This is a genomic window from Pseudoroseomonas sp. WGS1072 (assembly GCF_049340465.1).
Taxonomy (GTDB): domain Bacteria; phylum Pseudomonadota; class Alphaproteobacteria; order Acetobacterales; family Acetobacteraceae; genus Pseudoroseomonas.
On sequence record NZ_JBMPSU010000005.1, the window covers coordinates 31,324 to 52,467 of the forward strand.

Here is a 21,144-nt window from a genome sequence, read left to right on the forward strand (position 1 = left end):
CCAGGGCTATGGATCAGAGCTGCCGCGCACCATCTGATCCGATATGGAAAGCGCTATGCGGCACATGAGCATCGGCGACCTATCCCGGCTTACGGGGGTCAAGCCGACAACAATCCGATGGTACGAGGCCGAGGGGTGGCTGCCTCCTCCCGGTCGGACTGGAGGTGGCCACCGGAGCTACGGGGACGCCCATGTTCGGCGGCTGGGCTTCATCCGCCACTCCCGCGAGCTTGGCTTCTCGATGGCCCACATCCGCTCTCTCCTCGAACTCGCGGACCGACCCTGGGACGACTGCTCGGCGGCGCATGCAATCGCCACGGCGCAGATCGCGGAGATCGACGCGCGACTGCGGCGCCTGCAAGCCCTCCGGAGCGAACTGGCACGCATGGCCCGCGGCTGCGAGGGGGGCCATGTCGGGGAATGCCGCATCATCGAGACCTTGTCCGACTTCACGCATGGACACTGCGCCGCCTCCGAGCACGGCTAAAAGCTAAGGACAAAACCGGCAGATCTGCCGCAGGCAGATGATGGCGTAGGCGAGTATCGTCAGGACGAGGTGTGCAGGTCGGCGCAGCATTCGCAGCGGACGGCCAGGCGCCGGAAGCGATTCAGTTAGACGAAGGACCTTTCGATGACCCAGCGATGGTGGCCCAGGCGGGCGCTGTTCTCGAAGCCGCACGCCCGGCACTCCTGACGGCAGCGGCGGTGATCATAGCCTTTACACGGCATGCAGCTTGGCGGGTCGGCAACGCGGGCGGTCTCGGTGGCGGGCGCGCACGCTCGGCACGGCATCAAGAGTAGTAGCCAGCAGCAGGCAGTTGTTGCAGTTGGCGCGCTCAGCACCACGCTGAGCGGTGTGCCGCAGGCGTCCGTGACAAAATGCCGCTTCGTGCCTGGCCTGCCGCGGCCGTCGAGTTCAGGCCGACCTCCGCACCCCCTTTTTCGCGGACAGGCTGGCGCTGTCGAGTGCCGCCCGGAGTCAGTCCTAGGCTCCGGCATCCTGAGCCGCTCCAACAAAATCCGATGCAGGCGCATTCAAACCCTGGCGGCATGCCACCTGCCCAGCCGCCGGCAGCAAAAATTCCTTCCGAAGGCTGAGCTCTCAAGCGCGAGGGGTACTCGGCCCCGCCTTGATAGACCTTGGTATCTTGGAATGTCCTGAAGCGGCGTGGCCGTTGAAGAGAAGTTCCAGGGTCGGGTGACGGATTACCAGGCAGTAGAAGCCATAGGAGGCGGCCGCCGAGAGGACGGTAATCACCAAAAACTCCGCTTCAGCAGGCCATTCCACTGCCAGGAAGCCGATGCAGAGCCAGAGGACAAAGGGGACGTGAACCAGGTACATGGTCATCGCCGCGTCGACCATGGCCGCAGAGAGCCATGTCCGACGATCGAGCCACAACCGAGCAGCCGATAGCAGCAGATGCGCGAACAACACGCCTACCACTGGCATCAGGAAGTAGGTGATGACGCGACTCAAATTACTCTCATCGTCCTGGAACACGGCCATAATGATGGATGTAACAAAAGCAAGCGCCCAGACCGGCAAGCGTGGGCGTGTGAAGGCTTCAAACCATGTTGGGCGGGAAGCTAGCAGGGCGCCGACCAAAAACATCAGGCCATCGGCGACGAACTGGCCCGCCACAAAGATGCCGCCCATCAGATAGGCAACCTCCAGCTTCGCAGTTACCACGGCACTGGCAAGGACCACCAAGCCCAGTGCCGTCAGACCGAGCCAACCCAGCCTCGGATCCTGCTCCAGCCGGTCCTGGGCTCGGCCGATAAAGGCGCCCAGACGCCAACGGCTGCCCAACTGCCAAAGCGCGGCGAAGAGGACACAATAGATGAGTAGATAGAGGAGGAACCAAAGATGAACGGTCCAGGCGGCGCTGGGGCTGCTCATCTCCGCCAGCAGAGCGGGAATGGCATTGCTCACCCCTCCAGTGGCCACCCCACTTGCGAGCACCATCAGCGGGCTGACAAGGATCAGTGACGTCAGCAACGGAATGCCGAGGCGCCGTGCTCGACCGGCCAGCCATGGCTCCACGCCGCGCCTGCGAACCATGAGCAGAGCGAAGAAGCCCGCGATAAGAAAGAACACGGGCATGCGGAAAGTATGGCTGAACTGGATTGCCCAGGTGACCAGCTGCGACTTCTCTGGTGACTCGACGATCCACACTGCATGCGTCGCATAGACGAGGCCTACATGGTAGGGGATGCCAACCAGCATCAGGATGGCCCGAAGCTGATCCAGGAAGTCCCACCGCTTAGTGCCAGCAGGTCCTGCTTGGCTGACGGGGAAGCTGCGTATGGCAGCAGAGGGTCCGTCGGTGTTCACGCTGAGATGCTCCCGGCAAATGGCTGTGACTAAGCACACGCTCCAGATTGACCGGCTAGCGGCTGTTACGGTTTTACAAATTATGTCTGGAGCACCTGCTGTCCATCACTGATAGGCGAGGTTATGGCCCTTGAATGGATATGCGATCAAAGGCGTCATCATACCGACGCATATCCAGGCTATGGATGAAGATGTCACACGAGATTTTTGAGGGTCGGCAGGAGGTTAATCGGCCGCATCCTATATGCGCCAGCCGCACGTACTCTTCTTGCATTTAGCTTCACAACAAGCTCCGTTCACGGATTAAGGGGTCGATGCACAGGCGGAGGATGCTCCGGACGGTCTGGCCAAGCCGATCGATCAAGCATTGTGCAGAGTAATCATCCCGGACACGTTCCACGATGAGAGCCGTGTTCAGGCGGCACGCCCTCATCCCTGGAGGATGAGGTCAATGATGACCTTCACGTTTAGTCCGATGATGAGCGCCGCGCTGGCCCATCCGAGTGCCAGTTGCCAACGGGGCGCCGTGAGGGAGCCGAGACGGGTCTTGTCCCCGGCGAACAGCATCAGCGGCACGACGGCGAAGGGCAGCTGGAGCGACAGGATCACTTGGCTCAGGATCAGAAGCTGCGCCGTACCGCTCGTGCCGTAGAACCAGGTGACCAGGATGGCCGGTATGATGGCCACCAGGCGGGTGATGAGGCGGCGCAGCACCGGCGGAAGTCGGAAGCGAAGGAAGCCCTCCATCACGATCTGCCCGGACAGGGTCGCCGTGACGGTGGCGTTGATGCCGCACAGCAGCAGCGCGACCGCGAACAGCGTTGCCGCCGCGCCGGTTCCCACCAGCGGCGAGAGCAGCTGGTAGGCTTCCTGGATCTCGGCCACCTCCGTCCGTCCCGCCGTATTGAAGACCGCCGAGGCGGTGATCAGGATGGCCGAGTTGACCAGCAGCGCCAGGCTGAGCGCCAGTGTGCTGTCGATGCTGGAGAAGCGGATGGCCTCCCGCTTGCCGTCCAGATCCCTGCCATAATCCCGCGACTGCACTAATGCCGTGTGCAGGTAGAGGTTGTGCGGCATGACAGTGGCGCCAAGGATGCCCATGGCGATGTAGAGCTGGGTCTCGTTCATGACGATCGAAGCGGCCGGGATGTAGCCGCGCAGCACGTTGCTCCAATCCGGGTCCGCCAACGCGATCTGGATGGCGAAGCAGCCGAAGATCAGAGCGATGAAGCCGAAGATTAGGGCTTCCAGCCAGCGAATTCCCTTGTTCTGGAGCCACAGGATCAGGAAGGCGTCGAAGGCCGTAAGCACCACACCCAGGATCAGCGGGATGCCGAACAGCAACTGCAGGGCAATGGCCGTGCCGATGAGTTCCGCGAGGTCCGTGGCGCAGATCGCCAGCTCGGCCAGGAGCCACAGCGGATAGGCCACCGGCTTTGGAAAGCGCTCCCGGCACAGCTGCGCCAGGTCACGCCCTGTCGCGATCCCGACCCGTGCGCAGAGGGCCTGCAGGAGGATCGCCATAAGGGACGAGAGCAGGGCGATCGAGAGCAGCGTGTACCCGAAGGCCGAGCCGCCAGCCAAGGCGGTCGCCCAGTTGCCCGGATCCATGTAGCCGACGGCAACCAGGTAGCCCGGCCCCACGAACGCCAGCAGCTTGCGCAGGAACCCTCCGGCGCTCGGCACTCTAACGGTCCGGTGGACCTCAGGGAGGCTTTCAGGTCTGGATGGGGTTAAGGGAACCGTCATGGGCCCTGCCTGACTGATGGGTGTTCACCTGCCGCCGAGCCTAGCAAGCGGTCCGGATTGTAGCAGATGCTACAATCTCTAGGAAAAGCATCGCAAGCGTAATAATCGCGATGTCGGCGCAGTCGCGGATGGTTCACCTGAAGGTCCGGAGCGGCGCCTGACCCACCTGGACGCCTCCAGAAACCCCTCGCCTTGATGCCGTTCGGCTGATTCACTGACGCGGATCAGCGCGAGGGAAGGCGATGGTTCGGCAGCCTGGGTTCTTCGATGTGGAGGAGCGTTTGCGGGAGCTGTCGGCCAAGGGCGATGACCTCGAGCGGATCGTCGCGCTGGTTGATTTCACGATGTTCCGCGCCGAGCTGGAGCAGGCCGTGCCGCGCGCGGACGGCACGAAGGGTGGCCGCCCCGCCTTCGATCACGTGCTGATGTTCAAGATCCTGCTGCTGCAGGCGATGCACGGGTTGTCCGACGAGCGCTGCGAGTACCTCATCAAGGACCGCCTGTCCTTCATGCGCTTCCTCGGCCTCGCGCTGGCCGACCCGGTGCCGGACGCCAACACGATCTGGGCGTTCCGCGAGGCGCTGAAGCGGGCCGGCGCGGTGGAGCGGCTGTTCGCGCGGTTCGACGCCACGCTGCGTGCCGCGGGTTACCTGGCGATGGGCGGGCAGATCGTGGATGCGACCATCGTCGCCGCACCGAAGCAGCGCAACACCGAGGCCGAGCGGGCGGCGATCAAGGCGGGCAAGATCCCTGAGGGCTGGGCGGAGATGCCTGCGAAGCTGCGCCAGAAGGACCGCGACGCGCGCTGGACGGTGAAGTTCTCCAAGGCCAGGCCGCGCGAGGATGGCACCCCGCAGGTCGATCTCGCGGTTCCGGCCTTCGGGTACAAGAACCACGTCGCGATCGATCGCCGGCACGGCCTGATCCGCGGCTGGACCGCGAGCCATGCGGCCGCCCATGACGGGGCGCGGCTGGCGGAGGTGGTCGATGCCGGCAACACCGCCAGCGATGTCTGGGCCGATACCGCCTATCGCTCAGCGAAGAACGAGGCCTGGCTGGCTGAGCGTGGCATGGTCTCGCGCATCCACCGCAAGAAGCCCCCGGGGCGGCCGATGGCGGCAAGGACGCGACGGGCCAATGCCCGCAAGTCGGCCGTGCGCTCCGCGGTCGAACACGTCTTTGCCCGGCAGAAGGGGCCGATGGCGCTGGTCGTGCGCACCATCGGCATCGCCAGGGCACGGGTGAAGATCGGCCTCGCCAATCTCGCCTATAACCTCAAGCGGTTCGTCTGGCTCAGCAGCAAGCCCGCGACGTCGTAGCGGCACGCAAGTAGGCAAGCCGCCGCCATCGACTGAGCGGCTCCGTCCACCAGATGGGCACGCGCATCCGCATCCCTGAAGCACCGGCAGCCTCAAACCAACATCATCCGCCGAAGCCGCAGGGTTTCTGGAGGTATCCACCTGCGCTCGGGTCATGAGGTCGCCCGCTGCGTAGTGCCGCCATGATGGTGACGATGGGACGTGCACGGCTCCCGGGCTCAGGTTGCTCGAGGCGGCACTCGCCTGCGCGCATCCAGCACCCGGGTTCCAGGCACCGGGGTTACACCGTAGGCTTCCAGGCGAGCAGGCGCAGGGCGTTCAAGGTGACCAGCACCGTCGCGCCGGTGTCCGCCATGATCGCGGGCCAGAGGCCGATCAGCGTCGTCACCAGGAACACCGCCTTCAGGCCGACGGCGATGGCCACGTTCGCCTTCACGTTGTTCATGGTGGAACGCGATAGGCCGACGAGTTCCGCGACACCGAAGACGCGGGCCTTGAGCACGGCCGCATCGGCCGTCTCCAGCGCGACGTCGGTGCCGACGCCCATGGCGACACCGACGGACGCGGCCGCGAGCGCCGGGGCGTCGTTGATGCCGTCGCCCACCATGACCACCGAGCCGGACGAACGCAGCGCGCCGATCTCGCGCAGCTTGTCCTCGGGCAGGAGTTCGGCCTTCACGTCGAGCCCCAGGCCACTGGCGATGGCGGCACCGGTCCGGGCGTTGTCGCCGGTCAGCATCACTGAGCGGACGCCCAGCTTCGAAAGTGTGGCCACGCCCGCGGCGGCTTCCGTCCGCGGCTCGTCGCGCAGTGCCAGGACACCTGCCACCCTGCCGTCCACGACCACAACGACGGCCGTCTTTCCCCTCGCTCTCCAGCTCGGTGAACTGCTCGGCGAGGCCGCCCACCTGGGCGCCTGCCTTCGCCGCGTGGCGCGGGCTGCCGACGCTGACCTTCCGGCCGCCTACCGTGGCGGTGACAGCCTTGCCCGGCACGGCGGCCTGGTCCGAGGCCGGTGGTGTCGCGATGCCACGCGCCCCGACTTCAGCCATGACAGCCTTGGCCAGCGGGTGCGAGGATCCCTGCTCCACGGCCGCGGCGTAGGCCAGCAGATCCCAGGCCGGCGTCCCCGGCGCCGGGAGCACGTCGGTCATCTTCGGGCGGCCCGCCGTCAGCGTGCCGGTTTTGTCGAAGGCCGCGGTAGATGCTCGTCCACCAGTCCCAGCCCAGCAGGAAGGGCGGCACCAGGATGACCAGGGCGGAGACCACCATCGCGCCCGGGGTCCAGTAGGTCGAGAACCGCTCGATGAAGCGCTGGGTGGGCGCGCGGGAGGCCGAGGCCTCCTCCACCATGCGGATAATGCGGGCGATGGTGTTGTCCGTGGCCCGCACAGGTCTGCCCCAGCCCTTGCGGAGTTCAAGCTCCTGAGCAGACCCAGGCGAGCTTTGGCTTCATCCCCGCCGCTGGATGAGGCGGCTGTGCAGCGAGCCGACCGCCGCTCCTAGCGCGGCCCAGGACAACAGGCTCACCACCATGGCTGCCGCCACGAATTGGCGTGTCAGCTCCTCCGGTACCGCAGAGATCTCCGTAGGGGCAGCAGGCGCTCCGTAGAGGTGCGGCAGAACCAGACTGAACACCCCCAGCACGGCCAGGACCGGGTTCTTCCCGAACCGAATCAGACCTAGACCCACGCCAGTGAGCGCGGCCGTTGCCACCCACCAGGTCTGCCTGTCCGTCAGATCGGCAACCGGCGTGCCGGGCAGCTTCGGCGGCAATCCCATGGACGGCGCCACGCTGAAGACGACGAAGCCCGCTAGACCCCACAGCAGTCCCTGCTTCCAGTCGATGCCGGTCTTCACGAGAGACAGGATCGCCACCAACATCAGCCCGTATCCGATGCTCGTCAGCAGATCGGCCGCAAGCGTGTAGACGGTGCGTTCAACGCCGTCCTCTGGCGACCAGGCTTCCGCCTTATGGTGCTGCGCGCCGCTTTCAGGAACCGAGTGTTCCTTCCATGGAGTGGAACTGGCTTCCGGCGCCTGCTCGTAGGCCTCGGCGGCCAGGATTATGGGTACCGTCCTCAACTGGTGGCCGACCGTCGCGACGGTCCCGGCCAAGGCGCCAGCGATGAGCGCGACAGCGAACAGCTGCCTGATGTGGGACAACATCTCGCGCCTCAGTGACAAGGAAAGCCGTTGGAGTGGCGCGTGTCGTGTGCCGCGTTGTGCAGGAGGTCGTTGTGGGCGAAGCCGACGCCCCAGACGAGGAAGGCCCCGAAAGCCAAGGTGACGATGCTGGCGACGACGCGACCTGCGCTGGACGTTGTTGCCGATGGCGCTGCCGAACTGGTGGATTGAACGTGCATGACATTGTCCCCGTCGGCGCACCCCGCGCCGACCAAGAAGGTTGACCATGCACCGGCAGGTCTCCTGGCTCACGGGTCTTTGCCAACATTCCTGCCTTCCCGGTGCCAACCGGCACCAGTGACCTGCCTGGGGGCAGACGAAGCATCGGCGACCCGTCCACAGTTACGGGGGTAGCCGCCGACTTGGCCTGGTGAGAGCCGCACGGCGTTCCCTTTTATCCCGCTTGCGCGAGACCGGTGCCGGGGCAGCGTATCTTTAAGCACGCGCATTGGGCAAGCGAGTGCCAGCCTACCGCTGGTTAAACTCGCCGATGAATGACGGAACGGAGGGACGCCCTCTCAACCGTGGGCGTGCCCCTGGTCCGGCTCGCCCCACCTGTCCTCGGTGACCCCGCCGTGCGCGCCCGCCAACTCGGCCTGGACGGTCACGTGCGTGATGCCGAACCTTTCCCTGAGCATGGCACCCAGCACGTCTTCCAGCCTGTCCTCCCAGGACAGCGAGGCGTCGACCACGACGTGCGCCGACAGCGCGACCTTGCCGCTGGTCAACGCCCAGACATGGAGGTCGTGGATGTCGCGCACCCCGGCCGTCCCGCGCACGGCCTCCTCGACGGCATCCAGATCGATGCCGCGGGGCACGCTCTCCAGCAGGACGTCGACGGCCTCCGACAGCAGGGTCCAGGTCCGCGGCAGCACCCAGAAGGCGATGCCGACGCCGAGCACCGGGTCCACCCAGGTCCAGCCGGTGGCCCAGATGACCAGGGCGCCGACAATGACCGCGACGGAGCCGAGGAAGTCGCTCCAGACCTCCAGGTAGGCGCCCTTGACGTTGAGGCTGCTTTCGCTGCCCCCGGCCAGAAGGCGCATGGCGATCCAGTTCACCAGCAAGCCAAGGACGGCGACCGCGAGCATGCCCAGGCTGCCCACCTCGGCAGGCTCGCGGAAGCGCTGGTACGCCTCGTAGAGGATGTACAGGGCGACAAGGAACAGCAGCGAGGCATTAAACGCAGCCGCCAGGATCTCGAAGCGGTGGTAGCCCCAGGTGCGCCGCCTATCGGCGGGGCGACGGCCGACTCGGATCGCAACCAGGGCCACCGCGAGGGCCAGCGTGTCGGTCAGCATGTGCGCCGCGTCGGACAGCAGAGCCAGACTGTTGAAGACGTAGGCGCCCATGATCTCGGCAAGTAGAAAGGTGCCCGTCAGCCCCAAGGCCGTGGCGAGCGCGGCGGAATTGGCATTTCCTGCACCGTGGTCATGAACCTGCCCCATCTGAACCTCCATCGGTGACCTGTCGTAGTCCACCTGCGCGGTGGTTCGCACCTCCAGCCATGGGAGGTTCCAGCCCTGAAGAATGGCGCCAGCCTCTAACCTCGTGCACTTCCCCGCGACGGTGCGGAGCCGCGTTGCCCGAGACGGACGGCGCGGCTCCCAACTGTGTCAGAAGCGCGCCTGGCCGCTGCGCCCGGCGGGGTTCTTGACCTGCAGGGTCACGGGGGCGCCGCCCGGAGGGGCGCTCGCGGCCGTCCCGGCCAGGGTGTTCTCGGTACCCGGCGCCAGTTGCACGACCTGGCGCGCCTGGCCGGAGCCGACCAGCGCGGACACCGTGTAGCCCGCCGACGGGACCGGCTTCCCCGCCTCGTCGTAGAGGTGGACCGTCAGGGTCCGGTCGGACACCAGAAGCTCGGCATGCACGCCGACGATGTCCTGCATGCGGCCGCCATGGGCGCCCTGGTCACTGTGGCCATGGGACTGCGCCAGCGCGCCGGTGGAGAGCGAGACGGCCGCCAGGGCCGCGAGAAGGATTGTCCGCACGTTTTATGTCCTCGTTGGTGGGTGGACTGTGTCGCCGGGAGGGGCTGGACGCCCCTCCCGGCGGACTCACTCGGCCGCGGCGTGCCGCGCCCCGGCAGGAACGACGTCCTCCGGCACGGGCTTCTGGACACGCCCGAAGCGCACGTAGAGGGCGGGCAGCACCAGCAGGGTCAGCAAGGTCGCGCTGATCAGGCCGCCGATGACCACGGTGGCCAGCGGCTTCTGGACCTCGGCGCCCGCTCCGGTGGCCAGGGCCATGGGGACGAAGCCCAGCGACGCCACCAGCGCCGTCATGGCCACGGGCCGCAGACGGATCATGGCGCCCTGGTAGACCGCGTCCCGCAGGGACAGGTGCCCCTGCTGCATCAGGCCTTTGATGGAGGTCGCCATCACCAAGCCGTTCAGCACCGCCACGCCGGAGAGCGCGATGAAGCCCACCGCCGCCGGGACGGAGAACGGCATGTCCCGCAGCCAGAGCGCCAGGAGGCCGCCGGACAGGGCCAGGGGCACCCCGCTGAAGACCAGCAGGGCGTCCCGGACCGAACCCAGCGCCGCGAAGAGCAGGACGATGATGAGCAGGAAGCAGGCGGGCACCACGACGCTCAGCCGGTCGCGGGCCTTGGCGAGGTTCTCGAACTGGCCGCCCCAAGTGATGGTATAGCCGGGCGGCAGCTGGACCTGCTCGGTCACCTTCGCCTGCGCCTCGGCCACGATGGAGCCGATGTCGCGGCCGCGGGCATTGGCCTGGATGACGACGCGGCGCCGCCCTTGCTCTCGGCTGATCTGGTTCGGACCCTCGACCACGTTGAGGCTGGCCAGCTGCTGCAGCGGCACCGAGGTGGCGGGCCTGCCCGCCACCGGTGGCAGCGGCACCGGCAAGTTCCGCAGTGCCTCAAGGTTGTTGCGCAGGCTTTCCTGCAGGCGGACGACGATGGCGAACCGCCGGTCGCCCTCGTAGACCATGCCCGACTCCTGGCCGCCGACCGCTGCCGCCAGCACAGCCTGGACGTCGGCGACGCTCAGGCCCCTGCGGGCGACTTCCGTGCGGTTCACCGTGACCTCCAGGAAGGGCAGGCCCGTCGCCTGCTCGACCTTCACGTCCGCGGCGCCCTCGATGCCGTTGAGGATCTGCGAGATCTGCGCGGCGACCTGCAGCATGGGGCCGTACTCGTCGCCGAAGACCTTCACGGCGAGGTCGCCGCGCACGCCCGCCAGCAACTCGTTGAAGCGCATCTGGATGGGCTGGGTGAACTCGAGCGCGTTGCCCGGGATGCCCGCGACCGACTGCTCGATGCGGCGGACCAGCTCTGCCTTGGGCAGTGAGGGGTCGGGCCACTGGTCGCGCGGCTTGAGGATGATGAAGGTGTCCGACGCGTTCGGCGGCATCGGGTCGGACGCCACCTCGGCTGTGCCGGTCTTGGAGTAGATGATCTGCACCTCGGGCAGGCGCGAGATGCGGCGCTCCAACACGGACTGCATAGCCTGGGACTGCTGCAGTGACGTGCTCGGGATGCGCAACGCCTGCATGGCGAGATTGCCCTCGTCCAGCTGCGGGATGAACTCCTGCCCCAGACGTGAGAACAGGCCCAGGGAGCCCATGAACAGCAGCGCGCCCACCGCGATGACGGGCAGTGGTGCCCGCAACGCGCGTCCGAGTGCCGGAGCGTAGGCGCGCTTGAGGCCACGCACGATCCACACGTCCTTCTCCTGGACGCGCCCGGTGATGGCGATGGCGATGAGCGCCGGGACCAGAGTCAGGGACAGGACGAAGGCGAATGCTAGGGCGATGATGACGGTCAGCGCCATCGGGATGAACATCTTGCCCTCGACGCCCGTGAACGTCAGGAGCGGCGCGTAGACGAGGATGATGATAGCCTGGCCGTAGAGCGACGGCCGGATCATCTCCTTGGCGCTGTCCGCGACCGTCTCCAGGCGCTCTCCGAGAGTCAGGAGGCGCCCTTTTTCGTGCTGCCGCTCGGACAGGTGGCGCAGGCTGTTCTCGGTGATGATGACAGCGCCGTCGACGATCAGGCCGAAGTCCAGGGCGCCGAGGCTCATCAGGTTGGCCGAGATGCCGCCTCGAACCATGCCGAAGGAGGTGAGCAGCATGGTGATAGGGATGACCATCGCCGTGATGATCGCGGCCCGGATGTTCCCCAGCATCAGGAACAGGATCACCACGACGAGGAGCGCGCCTTCGCCGAGGTTCTTGGCGACGGTCTTGATGGTGGCATCAACCAGGATGCCGCGGTCCAGCACGACCGTGGCCTCGATGCCGACCGGTAGAGTCCGCTTGAGGTCGTCGACCTTAGCGTGGACGGCGGCGGCCACCGTGCGGCTGTTCTCGCCGATGAGCATGAGAGCGGTGCCGACCACCATCTCCTGGCCGTTGCCGCTGGCGCTGCCCGTCCGCGGGGCCTGGCCGATGCTGACCCGCGCGACGTCGCGGAGGAGGATCGGGGTGCCCTCGCGGGTGGTGACGACCACCTGTTCCAGTTCCGCCACAGTGGTGACTCGGCCGCCCGAGCGGACGACCAGGCCCTCACCGCCCCGCTCCACGTAACCTGCGCCGGTCGAGACATTGTTGCGCTCGATCGCGGTCGCGAGGTCGCCGAAGCTCAGACCCAGGGCGATGAGGCGGCTCGGATCGGGCTGGACCACATACTGCTTGGTGTAGCCGCCGATGGCGTCCACGCCCGCGATGCCCGGCACGTTGCGGACCTGGGGCCGGATGATCCAGTCCTGCACGGTCCGCAGGTAGGTCGCCCGGTCCGTCTCGGTGGCGAGGCGTTCGCGTTCCGGCGTCAGGTAGCTGCCGTCGGCCTGCCACCCCGGGGTGCCGTTCGGCTTGACGTCGCCTACTGTGCGGTCGGCGAAGCGCACCGTCCACATCGTGACCTCGCCGAGCCCGGTGGAGACCGGCCCGAGGCGGGGTTCCACGCCCTCGGGCATGGCCTCCCCCGCCTCGATCAGGCGCTCCAGCACCTGCTGGCGGGCGAAGTAGATGTCGGTGCCCTCGGTGAACACCGCCGTGACCTGGCTGAAGCCGTTGCGGGAGATGGAGCGCGTGCTCTCCAGTCCGGGGATGCCCGCCAGCGCCGTCTCGATCGGGAAGGTGACCTGCTTCTCGATCTCGTAGGGTGAGAGCGAGGGCGCGACGGTGTTGATCTGCGCCTGGTTGTTGGTGATGTCCGGCGTGGCGTCGATGGGCAGCCGCGCGATGGACCACGCGCCGATGCAGGCCGCGATGACGGCCAGCACCACCACCGTCCAGCGGTTGCGGACGGAGAAGTCGAGGATGGGTCCGATCATGTCAGGTCCTGCTTCTCAGTGCGCATGACCGGCTTCGGACTTGCTGAGCTCGGCGCGGAGCGAGAAGGCGTTGCCCACAGCGATCTCCGTCCCGGCGTCCAGCCCGAAGACGACCTCATAACCGTTCGCGTCCTCGCGCCCGAGCGCCACCTCGCGCAGCTCGAAGCCCTCTTCGTTCCGAACGAAGACGACCTTGTTGCCCTCGACCTCCTGCACCGCCTCCCGGGGCACCAGCACGTCCACGGGCTGCTCGGCCGTCGAGAGGTGCGCCGTGACGAAGCCACCGGCACGCCAGGAGCCATCGGCGTTGGGGATCTCGGCCACGGCCCGCGCCGAACGCGTTTCGGGATCCAGGACCGGGCTCAGGAAAACAATCTTCCCTTCCACGCGTGCTTCCCCGTCCCCGGTGATGAGGACGGCTTGGCCCTGCCGAGCCATCGGCACGTCCCGCGGCGGGATCGTCAGCTCGACCCAGAGGTTAGACAGGTCGGCTACCGAGAAGACCTCGGCGTCGGCGGCGACCGCGGCACCGAGGACGGCGTTGCGGGCCGTGATCCGTCCCGCGATGGGCGCACGGAGTTCCAGGCGCCGGAGCGTGGTGGCGGGCTGGCGGGCCAGCGCCGCGATCTCGGTCTCCGACAGGCCGAAGGCCGCGAGGCGGGCGCGGCCGAGGTCCACCTTGATGCGGGCGTCCTCGGCCGCCGCGCGGGCCTGCAGAAACTCTTGTTCGGCTGAGATGCGCTGCCGCCAAAGACGGGTCTCCCGCGCCAGGGTAGTCTCGGCCAGCACCGCGGTCCGGATGGCCGCTAGGAACTCGCCTTTCGCGTCGGCAACCTCCCGGCTCTCGAGCACGGCCAGCACCTCGCCCTGGGCGACCTCGTCGCCCAGGGTCTTGCGGACCTCAGCCACGATGCCGCCCAAACGAGCCGTGACACGTGCCTGCCGGTCCTGGCTGGCGGCCAGGACGCCGGGCACGGCGTCCCGGCTGACCAGCACGCCCGATCCGACCGAGGCGACACGGATCCCGGCCGCCTCGATCTGCTCGGCCGTCATCTCGATGTGGCCTTCCTCGCCCTCCGCGTGCTCTCCGCCTTCGGCGTGGTTGTGGCCGTCACCTTTCTCGGCTGCGGCGCGCGCCGAGGCTGCGCCGACGGCAGGCGGCACGGGCAAGCCGACCAGGCTGCGGGTGGTCTCCGGAATGGAGGGGAAGACGGTGGCGACCGCGAGCCCGCCAAGGGCGGCCCCGGCCATCAGGGTCATGCGGAGCATCAACGGGCACTCCTGGTCTGGATGTTCGTGGGCCGGGGCGGAACGGCGGGCAGCTCGCCGCGCAGGCGCTGCACGGCCGCACGGAGGGTGTGGAAGTCGCGGTAGGCCTCGACCAACTGGGCGCGGGTGTCCGAGAGCGACCGCTGCGCGTCCAGGACGTCGAGGAAGCCGAAGCGGCCTTCGCTGAATCCGGCGGACGCGAAGCGGGCCGCCTGCTCGGCAGACGGCAGAGCGGTACGGCGGAGGCTCTGCACGGCGCGCCAGGCGAGCGCCAGGCGTTCCTCCGCCGTGACCAGTTGGGCCACCAGGGCGCTGCGGCCCCGCTCGGCCTCGGCCTCGGCCCGGGTCAGCTCGGCGTGTGCGCGGGCGAGGCCGCCCTGATTCCGGTCGAAGAAGGGCAGCGGGATGGAGGCGCCCGCGATGAACGCGGTCTCGCCCGTGTCGCCGTACCGGCGCACGTCGGCGTTCACCGTCAGGTCGGGCACCGCGTTGGAGCGCTGGAGGTTCAGATTGGATCGCTGCTGGGCAATGGCCGCTTCCAGCCGGGCCAGCTCCGGATTGGCCGCCAAGCGGGCCAAAGGATCGGCCGGAGTGGAACGGACCGGCGCAGGCCCCATGTCCTCGAACCAAGGCTGTCGCGGCGCCAGCTCGACCCGCGGCACGCCAATCAGGACGGCCAAGTCGGCCAGCGCGATCTCGACCTCGCGCTGCGCCCGGTCGGCGGCGATGTCGGCGGTGGCCCGCACGACCTCGGCCCGCTCAGCCTGCAGGAGCGGGTCGCGACCCGCCTCGACCCTGCCGCGAGAGGCTCGGAGCGTCTCGGCGGCAAGGCGCGCGCGTGCCCGCTCGACCTCAGCCAGCCGGTTCGCGGCCTCAGCCGCGACAAGGGCGGTGATCACCTCCCGCGCGACCTCCAGGCGCACCCCGTTGAAATCAAGCTCGGCCACGGCCGTGTTTCGGGCCGCGTAGTCCATCCGGGCACCACGCTTGCCGCCCAGCTCGATGCGCTGGGACAGACCGACCGTGGTCTCCAGGGTGGTGAAGCCCCGGTTCTCGTTGCGGCCACCGAAGCCGCCGAAGTTCTCGAAGGAGGTGTTCAGTTCCGGATTGGGGCGCAGCCGCGCCTGCAGGGCATCCGCCTGCACGGCACGGCGGGCGGCCCCGGCGCCTCGGAGGGCGGGAGAAACGCTGAGGGCGGCCTCCACCGCCTGCTGTGGCGACGTGATGATGAGCGGAGCAGCGACCGAACGCGCTTCCTGCGCGTGGGCTACGGCCGGGGCGATGGCAAGGGCCACCGCCAAGCAGAAGACCTTGATTGTCATTGAAGCACCTAAAAAACGAGCCGTAAGCAGTCCACACAGGTCCTCCGTCTGGAGGCCGGCGTAGCCGACAAGAGCAGGCCAGCGTCAGGCGCGTGGTGGTTCGGTCGGGAGTATCGTAGGCCCTGGTACAAGGGCGTGCGCAGGAGCGAGGGAGAACCTCGTGGCAACTTCACCGGCCGAGGGACAGATGGCGATCTGGAACCCGCGGAGTGGTGCGAGGTGTCCGCAAAAGGGACCGCTGCCATGGCCTGGGAGTGCGTCCGGCCGCGTTGCCAAATCGTTATCCGCGTCGTCCGAGAAGACAGCTTTGATGGTGGCCGCAGCCCCAGCCCCGGTGTCATCCGCCGCGTTGGCGGGAAGGACTGCGAGCAGTATCGTCAGCGCGCAGAAGATCGTGAAGATCCCCACGCGCAGCACCGACACGACCGACGATGTGCCAAGAGCACACATGCCAAAACCTCCTAGTCGATTTTGCCCGATGTGTCACGCAAACGGGCAGAGCCCACCTTGCGGCATGCATGCTTGCCCCGGAGGCAGGACCACACCTCCAAGCCCTCTACCGCGTACAGCCAATCAGGTTACCTGCCATCCAGCGCTGTCACAAAACGATGTGAGCCCTTCAGCAGGACAGGAAAACCCCGGCAGCCTTCCAACAGCGGCACGGGCAGCGCCCCTGGCCGCCATATGCAAAGAACCTAATGATGCTGAAGTTAGCACTCGTGGCGCGCGCGTTGATGATGGCTTCGGCTGGCCTGTCATCCTAGAAATCCAGCCTCCGCTGCCTGGTACCGGGCAGCAAGATCGTGCGGACCAACCTGCCGACAATCGCGTATCATTGCGCCAATCTGGCCTCACGCGACCATCTGATAGGCCATAGAGGGCATCACCCGTTCCTCGGGTTCCTGATGACCGCTCCAGGATGCTGCTGGAAGCGGCCCATGCGGCAGTTCCTTTTCTCCGACCAGGGACAACAGACTGCACCTTCCTTCTGGTGGCGGTACAGGTGATGTCTCCCGGAAACACCCCGCTGCTCATCAGGCTAGAGCAGTTTCCGCGTTCACCGATTCAGAAGAGGATTCCCTTCTGCGGCGGGATGTGATTCGCTTTTCCTCCTGCGAGGGAGGACAGGATGGCCCGAGCCTACAGCCAGGATCTCCGGACGCGTGTGCTCGACGCAACGGCACGCGGGATGTCGGCACGGCAGGCCGCAGCCCATTTCGGAGTGGGTGTGGCAACAGCCGTTGTGTGGGTACGGCGAGCGCGGGATGAGGGTGAGACGGCGGCACGCCGCCAGGGGCAGCCCAGAGGCTCCAAGCTTGATGGGCAGGCCGATTTCCTGCTCGACCTGGTCGCCGTCAGGCCCCTCATTACCCTCCGCGAGATGCAGCAGCGGCTGCATGACGAGCGCGGCCTCTCGGCGGGGATTGGCACGCTCTGGCGCTTCTTCGCGGCACGGGCGATCACCTTCAAAAAAAACCGCGCACGCCGCCGAGCAGGACCGGCCGGACATCGCCGCGGCCCGCGAAGCCTGGTTCGATCGGCAGCCTGACTTTCATCCTGATCGCCTGGTGTTCATCGATGAAACCGGTGCCAGCACCAAGATGGCGCGACTGCGGGGCCGTGCCCCACGTGGCGAGCGCCTGCGTGCAGGCGTGCCGCACGGACATTGGAAGACCACCACCTTCGTCGCCGGTCTCCGCCTCACAGGCCTGACCGCGCCTATGCTGCTCGATGGGCCCATGACCGCGCAGGCCTTCCAGGCCTATGTCGAGAAGGTCCTCTGTCCAACCCTGTGCGCCGGCGACACCGTCATCCTGGACAACCTGGCTGCGCATAAGCGCCACGAGGCCCGCCGGGCTATCGAGGCCACGGGTGCGTCCCTGCTGTTCCTTCCGCCCTACTCGCCGGACTTCAATCCAATCGAGAATGCCTTCTCCAAGCTGAAGGCGCTCCTGCGCAAGGCGGCGGAGCGCACCCTGGACGGGCTCTGGGCCACCATCGGCCAACTCCTCGATGCCTTCACACCAGCAGAATGCGCCAACTACTTCACCGCCGCCGGATATGAGCCGGAGTAGATGGAAAATGCTCTAGGCGCGCCACTCGGTCACGGACCGCTGAGCACACTTGATTACCGGGACGACGACGTGTGTGCCGGAAGAGGAATCCATTGGACCTCAAAGTTTTCACCTTGCTGAACGACCACAGGCTGCATTCCTGTCGGCGGTCTTTGGATGTACTGGCTGTCAAAGTAGGCAATGCTAGCGTTCTCGCCTCCGCTTCGGGAAATTGTCCGTCCGCCCCCAACCACATTCGTCGAAGACCCTGGCCCGTATTCGATGACGGCGTTCTCACCACCGCCGACGATGCGAGGGAACATGAGGTTCTCACTGGCCCCGGCACAACCGGTAGCGAGGAGGGGAATCGTAAAAACTAGAGCCAGTCGTGACATTTGCATCTTAAGATCCTGCTGACTTGGCGCAGTTGCGCCGACGGCAGGTATCTAAGGTGCCTGTCCTGCTGCTATCTGACGCGTTTGCATCAATTCTTGACGGTTTCCGTTCCGGCAGGAACCACAACGCGATGCTATCGCAGAGAACAGTCGGAGGTGTAGTGGAAGAGTCGATCCTGCAAACAGTGTAGGATCGCTACCGTTGCTGCGTACATCGAGGACAAGCAACGATTTTATTAAGAGGTGGCGGGCATCACCCGTCCAAAGACGGGAGCGAGAGGCGAGCAATCGTCCCGACGCTTTGCAGACTCTCTAAGTCTAGTTGCCCGCCATGTGCCTCAGCGATGGCGCGCGCTGTCGGCAAGCCAAGACCACTTCCCTCACCGGACGCACGAGCTTGGTCTGCGCGAAAGAAAGGCTCAAAAACACGCTGAAGGTCAGAATGCGCCAAACCTGGTCCGCTGTCACCGACGGAAAGCACAGCCTTGGATCCAGTTAGGACAACTTCGATCCAAGGATCGCGGCCGTATTTGATTGCATTGGCGATAATGTTGCGGATAGCGCGCTTCAGCGCCGTCGGCTGCGCCACAATTGTGCATTCCTGGTAGCCGCGTTCCTCAATTGAATGTCCAACTTCAGCGAATTCATCGACAACAACCTGCACTAGGGACACGAACGATATCCTAACCTTGGCTTCACCCCCTCCATCGCTGCCGCGCATGTAGGCAAGGACATCGGTTACCATCTCTGCCATCTCATCGATGTCGTGCAGCAGCCGATTGCGAATCGCACTGTCCACAATTTCTTCCGAGCGCAAACGCATACGTGCCAAGGGCGACAGCAGATCATGCGACAGAGCGCCGAGAGCAAGCGAGCGTTGCTGAAGGAGCTGGCGGGTTCGCGCCGTCGCGGCTTCGAGAGCTTCTGCAACTTCACGAATCTCTCTGGGCGATCTGAGACCGTCGAGGCGAAGCGTGCCATCTGGGGAGAGGTCGCGTGCGCGCGCTGCCAGCAAGGCCAATGGTCTTGCAATTAGGCGAGAGGCGAAGGCCGCTAGTGCCAGCAGGGCTGCCGCCGTCACGATGTTGATGATAACGAAGGCGAAGTCATCCGATGATAGAAGAGAAACCGCCCGCACCCTCGCATTGATCCAGGATCTATCTTGAAGTTGTATGCTGACCGCGACATCCTGAGTAGCCTCCGATGCGGAAGATGACGCCAGCGCGATGCGGATACTCAACCAGAGAGGCATTCCCGGAATGACGGCCTTCAGCTCTTCGCCAAGCTCGCGGCCGGTAGTAACCTCAGGCTGATCATTCCAACGGATTATCATGTCAGACGTAGACCGCTCTTCCGCGGCTTCACCGCGCTGCGTGACTGGCAGAGAAGCGATCGCCGCAACAGTCGGATAAATCCGGAGAGCTGCTACCTCCGCAGCGCCCCGCTCTGCGCCTCTCTCAAGAATATAGGAGTGGAGAGCGACACTGGCACCCAGCATCACAAGTAGGGCGAGGGCGCCGGGTGCAAGAATTCGGGGGATAAACGAGTCTAGCCAAGCCTGCCTTCGACGCGCATTCATCGCCAACTCACTGGAGCCGTTAGCATGTAACCAGCTCCTCGAAGCGTCTTGATGATGTCGTCACCAGCTATAGTACGAACGCCAAGCTTTGAACGAAGTCTACTGATCTGTGCATCGATCGATCTCTCCGTGCCTCCCATAGCGCGCCCCCTGGCAAGGTCAAGCAGCTGCTCCCGCGACAGAATACGCTGTGGTCGTTCAACGAAAGCCAGCAGCAGTTCATACTCGCCACCAGTCAATTCAATCCGGCTCGCGTCTGGAGAGGTGAGCTCGCGCTGCCGTGTGTCCAATGTCCACTCGCGAAATACCGCAACGTCCCGCTTCGCGTAATGCTCCTCTGGAACGAGGCGTTCTCGGCGTCGAAGCACGGCACGAATCCGTGCTACCAACTCGCGCGGATCAGGCGGCTTGACCATATAGTCATCCGCCCCGAGCTCCAGACCGATCACGCGGTCTGTGGCTTCGCCCAAAGCCGTGAGAAGAATAATTGGCAGAGAACTTCGGGCGCGAACCTCACGGCAGATGTCGAAGCCAGATATGCCAGGCAGCATCACGTCAAGCAAAAGGAGATCGACATGGCTGTTGCTCATGATCTCCCGCATCTCAACAGCATTCCGCGCGCCGCGAGCCCGGAATCCACTCCGTCGTAGCATTTGCAAAAGCAGCGAACGGAGGTCGCTGTTGTCCTCAACCAGAAGAATCGTGAAGCCTTCACCGGAAAGAACCGGGGGTTGATCGATCTTCGAGATCCGCTCGGACGGCGTGTCTTCCATACTTGCTCTTCTAGACTCAAGCTCTCGTTCTGCAATTGCAGAGTTCATGACTGTCACCGAAAGATGGGCGAATTCGCGTACTTTCTAATAGTCCGATCGGTTCAGGGACGCTTGTACCGTTACCGTTGAAGCGGCCCTGGACCGTAGGCAGAGGACTAGCTCAGGAGTTGTGGGAGCGTGTGGCGACTTCTGCTGCCTGCCAGTCGACCACATCGGCACTCATAATGCCATTGAGGTGTGTTACTTGTGATTTAACTGGCGCGCCACTAGATTGATCAATCCAAACGATTTCAGTGTACTTGTAGTTCGTTGCCACAATATTGTAGAATCGGCTTACCTTGATTGCGTTGAAATCGCCGGCTGGTACGGAGACACGCTCTGTGCCGAGAATCTGCCATTGTTCCTTAACGTGAGTGCTGTCTCCGTTGCGGTTCCGGCCGAAATATTCAATCTCGACCACCTGGCTTGGTCCGCTCCGGGCGGCACTGAAGGCCGTGAGGAGCTGCTTGCCGCCTGCCGAGAAGAAACCGGAGTTCGTGCTCCAATAGCCTAGAAAGCGAGCTTGCTTCGCGCCATCGATGCAGATCAAGGGCGAAAGGGGATCGGTTCCCCGGTAAGTCAGGGTCGGTTGGTTGGTCCGCTCCAGCTTGGTGCCCGGTGAGGGGCAGCGAAGGCCACTCTCCTGGGCCATCGCGCCTGTGGTGGCGAGCATCATGGCACCTGCCACAAAAGCAAACTTCAACATTCTGAGGATCTCCCCTGGTTGCGGCAGGGATTATTTCTGTCGCCCAGGAACGGTATCTTGCGAAGTTCACGCGCATCTCGCTGGACTGCATCGAATTATGACGAGTCCTCCCCA

General features: G+C 65.4%; 17 protein-coding genes, 2 pseudogenes and 1 riboswitch. Of the genes and pseudogenes, 3 read left to right on the forward strand and 16 right to left on the reverse strand.

What is annotated here, in order from left to right:
- The first annotated feature begins 64 nt into the window (after positions 1-64).
- Positions 65-487, forward strand: a complete 423-nt coding sequence (locus ACF3NH_RS21520; RefSeq protein WP_422925863.1) for a MerR family transcriptional regulator — start codon at positions 65-67, stop codon at positions 485-487.
- Positions 488-490: 3 nt separating this feature from the next.
- Here ACF3NH_RS21520 and ACF3NH_RS21525 read toward each other — a convergent pair.
- From ACF3NH_RS21525 to ACF3NH_RS21535, 3 genes and pseudogenes are all read right to left on the reverse strand, one after another.
- A pseudogene (locus ACF3NH_RS21525) lies at positions 491-1,071 on the reverse strand (transposase); the annotation flags it as partial.
- A gap of 31 nt (positions 1,072-1,102) precedes the next feature.
- Complete coding sequence (locus ACF3NH_RS21530) at positions 1,103-2,335, reverse strand: acyltransferase family protein (RefSeq protein ID WP_422925865.1); 1,233 nt, start codon at positions 2,333-2,335, stop codon at positions 1,103-1,105.
- Positions 2,336-2,764: 429 nt separating this feature from the next.
- A complete protein-coding gene (locus ACF3NH_RS21535) occupies positions 2,765-4,084 on the reverse strand; it encodes an Nramp family divalent metal transporter (protein WP_422925867.1) in 1,320 nt (439 codons plus the stop codon).
- A gap of 242 nt (positions 4,085-4,326) precedes the next feature.
- Between ACF3NH_RS21535 and ACF3NH_RS21540 the strand changes: the two genes are divergently transcribed.
- The gene (locus tag ACF3NH_RS21540) at positions 4,327-5,403 is read left to right on the forward strand and encodes an IS5 family transposase (protein WP_422922157.1); all 1,077 of its coding nucleotides are present in this window, start codon (positions 4,327-4,329) and stop codon (positions 5,401-5,403) included.
- Positions 5,404-5,683: 280 nt separating this feature from the next.
- On the opposite strand, the gene ACF3NH_RS21545 is transcribed toward ACF3NH_RS21540, so the two are convergent.
- The 10 genes and pseudogenes from ACF3NH_RS21545 to ACF3NH_RS21590 form a co-directional block, all read right to left on the reverse strand.
- Complete coding sequence (locus ACF3NH_RS21545; RefSeq protein WP_422925869.1) at positions 5,684-6,232, reverse strand: HAD-IC family P-type ATPase; 549 nt, start codon at positions 6,230-6,232, stop codon at positions 5,684-5,686.
- Positions 6,233-6,323: 91 nt separating this feature from the next.
- Positions 6,324-6,557, reverse strand: a pseudogene (locus tag ACF3NH_RS21550) (heavy metal translocating P-type ATPase); the annotation flags it as partial.
- Positions 6,448-6,795 (reverse strand): P-type ATPase, encoded by a 348-nt coding sequence (locus tag ACF3NH_RS21555; RefSeq protein WP_422925871.1) that lies wholly within the window; start codon positions 6,793-6,795, stop codon positions 6,448-6,450. The pseudogene ACF3NH_RS21550 and the gene ACF3NH_RS21555, both read right to left, overlap by 110 nt.
- 60 nt (positions 6,796-6,855) lie before the next feature.
- Positions 6,856-7,572, reverse strand: a complete 717-nt coding sequence (locus ACF3NH_RS21560; protein WP_422925873.1) for a CbtA family protein — start codon at positions 7,570-7,572, stop codon at positions 6,856-6,858.
- An 8-nt stretch (positions 7,573-7,580) separates the two neighbouring features.
- Positions 7,581-7,769 (reverse strand): CbtB domain-containing protein, encoded by a 189-nt coding sequence (locus ACF3NH_RS21565; protein ID WP_422925875.1) that lies wholly within the window; start codon positions 7,767-7,769, stop codon positions 7,581-7,583.
- 37 nt (positions 7,770-7,806) lie between these two features.
- Positions 7,807-8,023, reverse strand: a riboswitch (cobalamin riboswitch).
- An 85-nt stretch (positions 8,024-8,108) separates the two neighbouring features.
- Complete coding sequence (locus ACF3NH_RS21570) at positions 8,109-9,038, reverse strand: cation diffusion facilitator family transporter (protein ID WP_422925877.1); 930 nt, start codon at positions 9,036-9,038, stop codon at positions 8,109-8,111.
- A gap of 168 nt (positions 9,039-9,206) precedes the next feature.
- The gene (locus tag ACF3NH_RS21575; protein ID WP_422925879.1) at positions 9,207-9,581 is read right to left on the reverse strand and encodes a hypothetical protein; all 375 of its coding nucleotides are present in this window, start codon (positions 9,579-9,581) and stop codon (positions 9,207-9,209) included.
- Between the two features lie 66 nt (positions 9,582-9,647).
- Positions 9,648-12,893, reverse strand: coding sequence for an efflux RND transporter permease subunit (locus ACF3NH_RS21580; protein WP_422925881.1), 3,246 nt, complete (start codon positions 12,891-12,893; stop codon positions 9,648-9,650).
- A 15-nt stretch (positions 12,894-12,908) separates the two neighbouring features.
- Entirely contained in the window at positions 12,909-14,162 is a 1,254-nt protein-coding gene (locus tag ACF3NH_RS21585; protein ID WP_422925883.1) for an efflux RND transporter periplasmic adaptor subunit, read from the reverse strand.
- A complete protein-coding gene (locus ACF3NH_RS21590) occupies positions 14,162-15,484 on the reverse strand; it encodes a TolC family protein (protein WP_422925885.1) in 1,323 nt (440 codons plus the stop codon). Before ACF3NH_RS21590 ends, ACF3NH_RS21585 begins: the two co-directional genes overlap by 1 nt.
- 1,129 nt (positions 15,485-16,613) lie before the next feature.
- On the opposite strand from ACF3NH_RS21590, the gene ACF3NH_RS21595 reads away from it, so the two are divergent.
- Positions 16,614-17,559, forward strand: a protein-coding gene (locus ACF3NH_RS21595) for an IS630 family transposase (RefSeq protein WP_198368402.1) whose coding sequence is annotated in 2 segments (ribosomal slippage) — positions 16,614-16,954 and positions 16,953-17,559 — 948 coding nt in all. Because the reading frame shifts where the segments join, the coding sequence is not laid out codon by codon here.
- A 627-nt stretch (positions 17,560-18,186) separates the two neighbouring features.
- Here the strand turns inward: ACF3NH_RS21595 and ACF3NH_RS21600 are convergent.
- The 3 genes from ACF3NH_RS21600 to ACF3NH_RS21610 form a co-directional block, all read right to left on the reverse strand.
- A complete protein-coding gene (locus ACF3NH_RS21600; RefSeq protein ID WP_422925887.1) occupies positions 18,187-19,266 on the reverse strand; it encodes a sensor histidine kinase in 1,080 nt (359 codons plus the stop codon).
- A 242-nt stretch (positions 19,267-19,508) separates the two neighbouring features.
- A complete protein-coding gene (locus tag ACF3NH_RS21605; RefSeq protein ID WP_422925889.1) occupies positions 19,509-20,285 on the reverse strand; it encodes a response regulator in 777 nt (258 codons plus the stop codon).
- A 160-nt stretch (positions 20,286-20,445) separates the two neighbouring features.
- Positions 20,446-21,030, reverse strand: coding sequence for a hypothetical protein (locus ACF3NH_RS21610; RefSeq protein WP_422925891.1), 585 nt, complete (start codon positions 21,028-21,030; stop codon positions 20,446-20,448).
- Between the last annotated feature and the right edge of the window lie 114 nt (positions 21,031-21,144).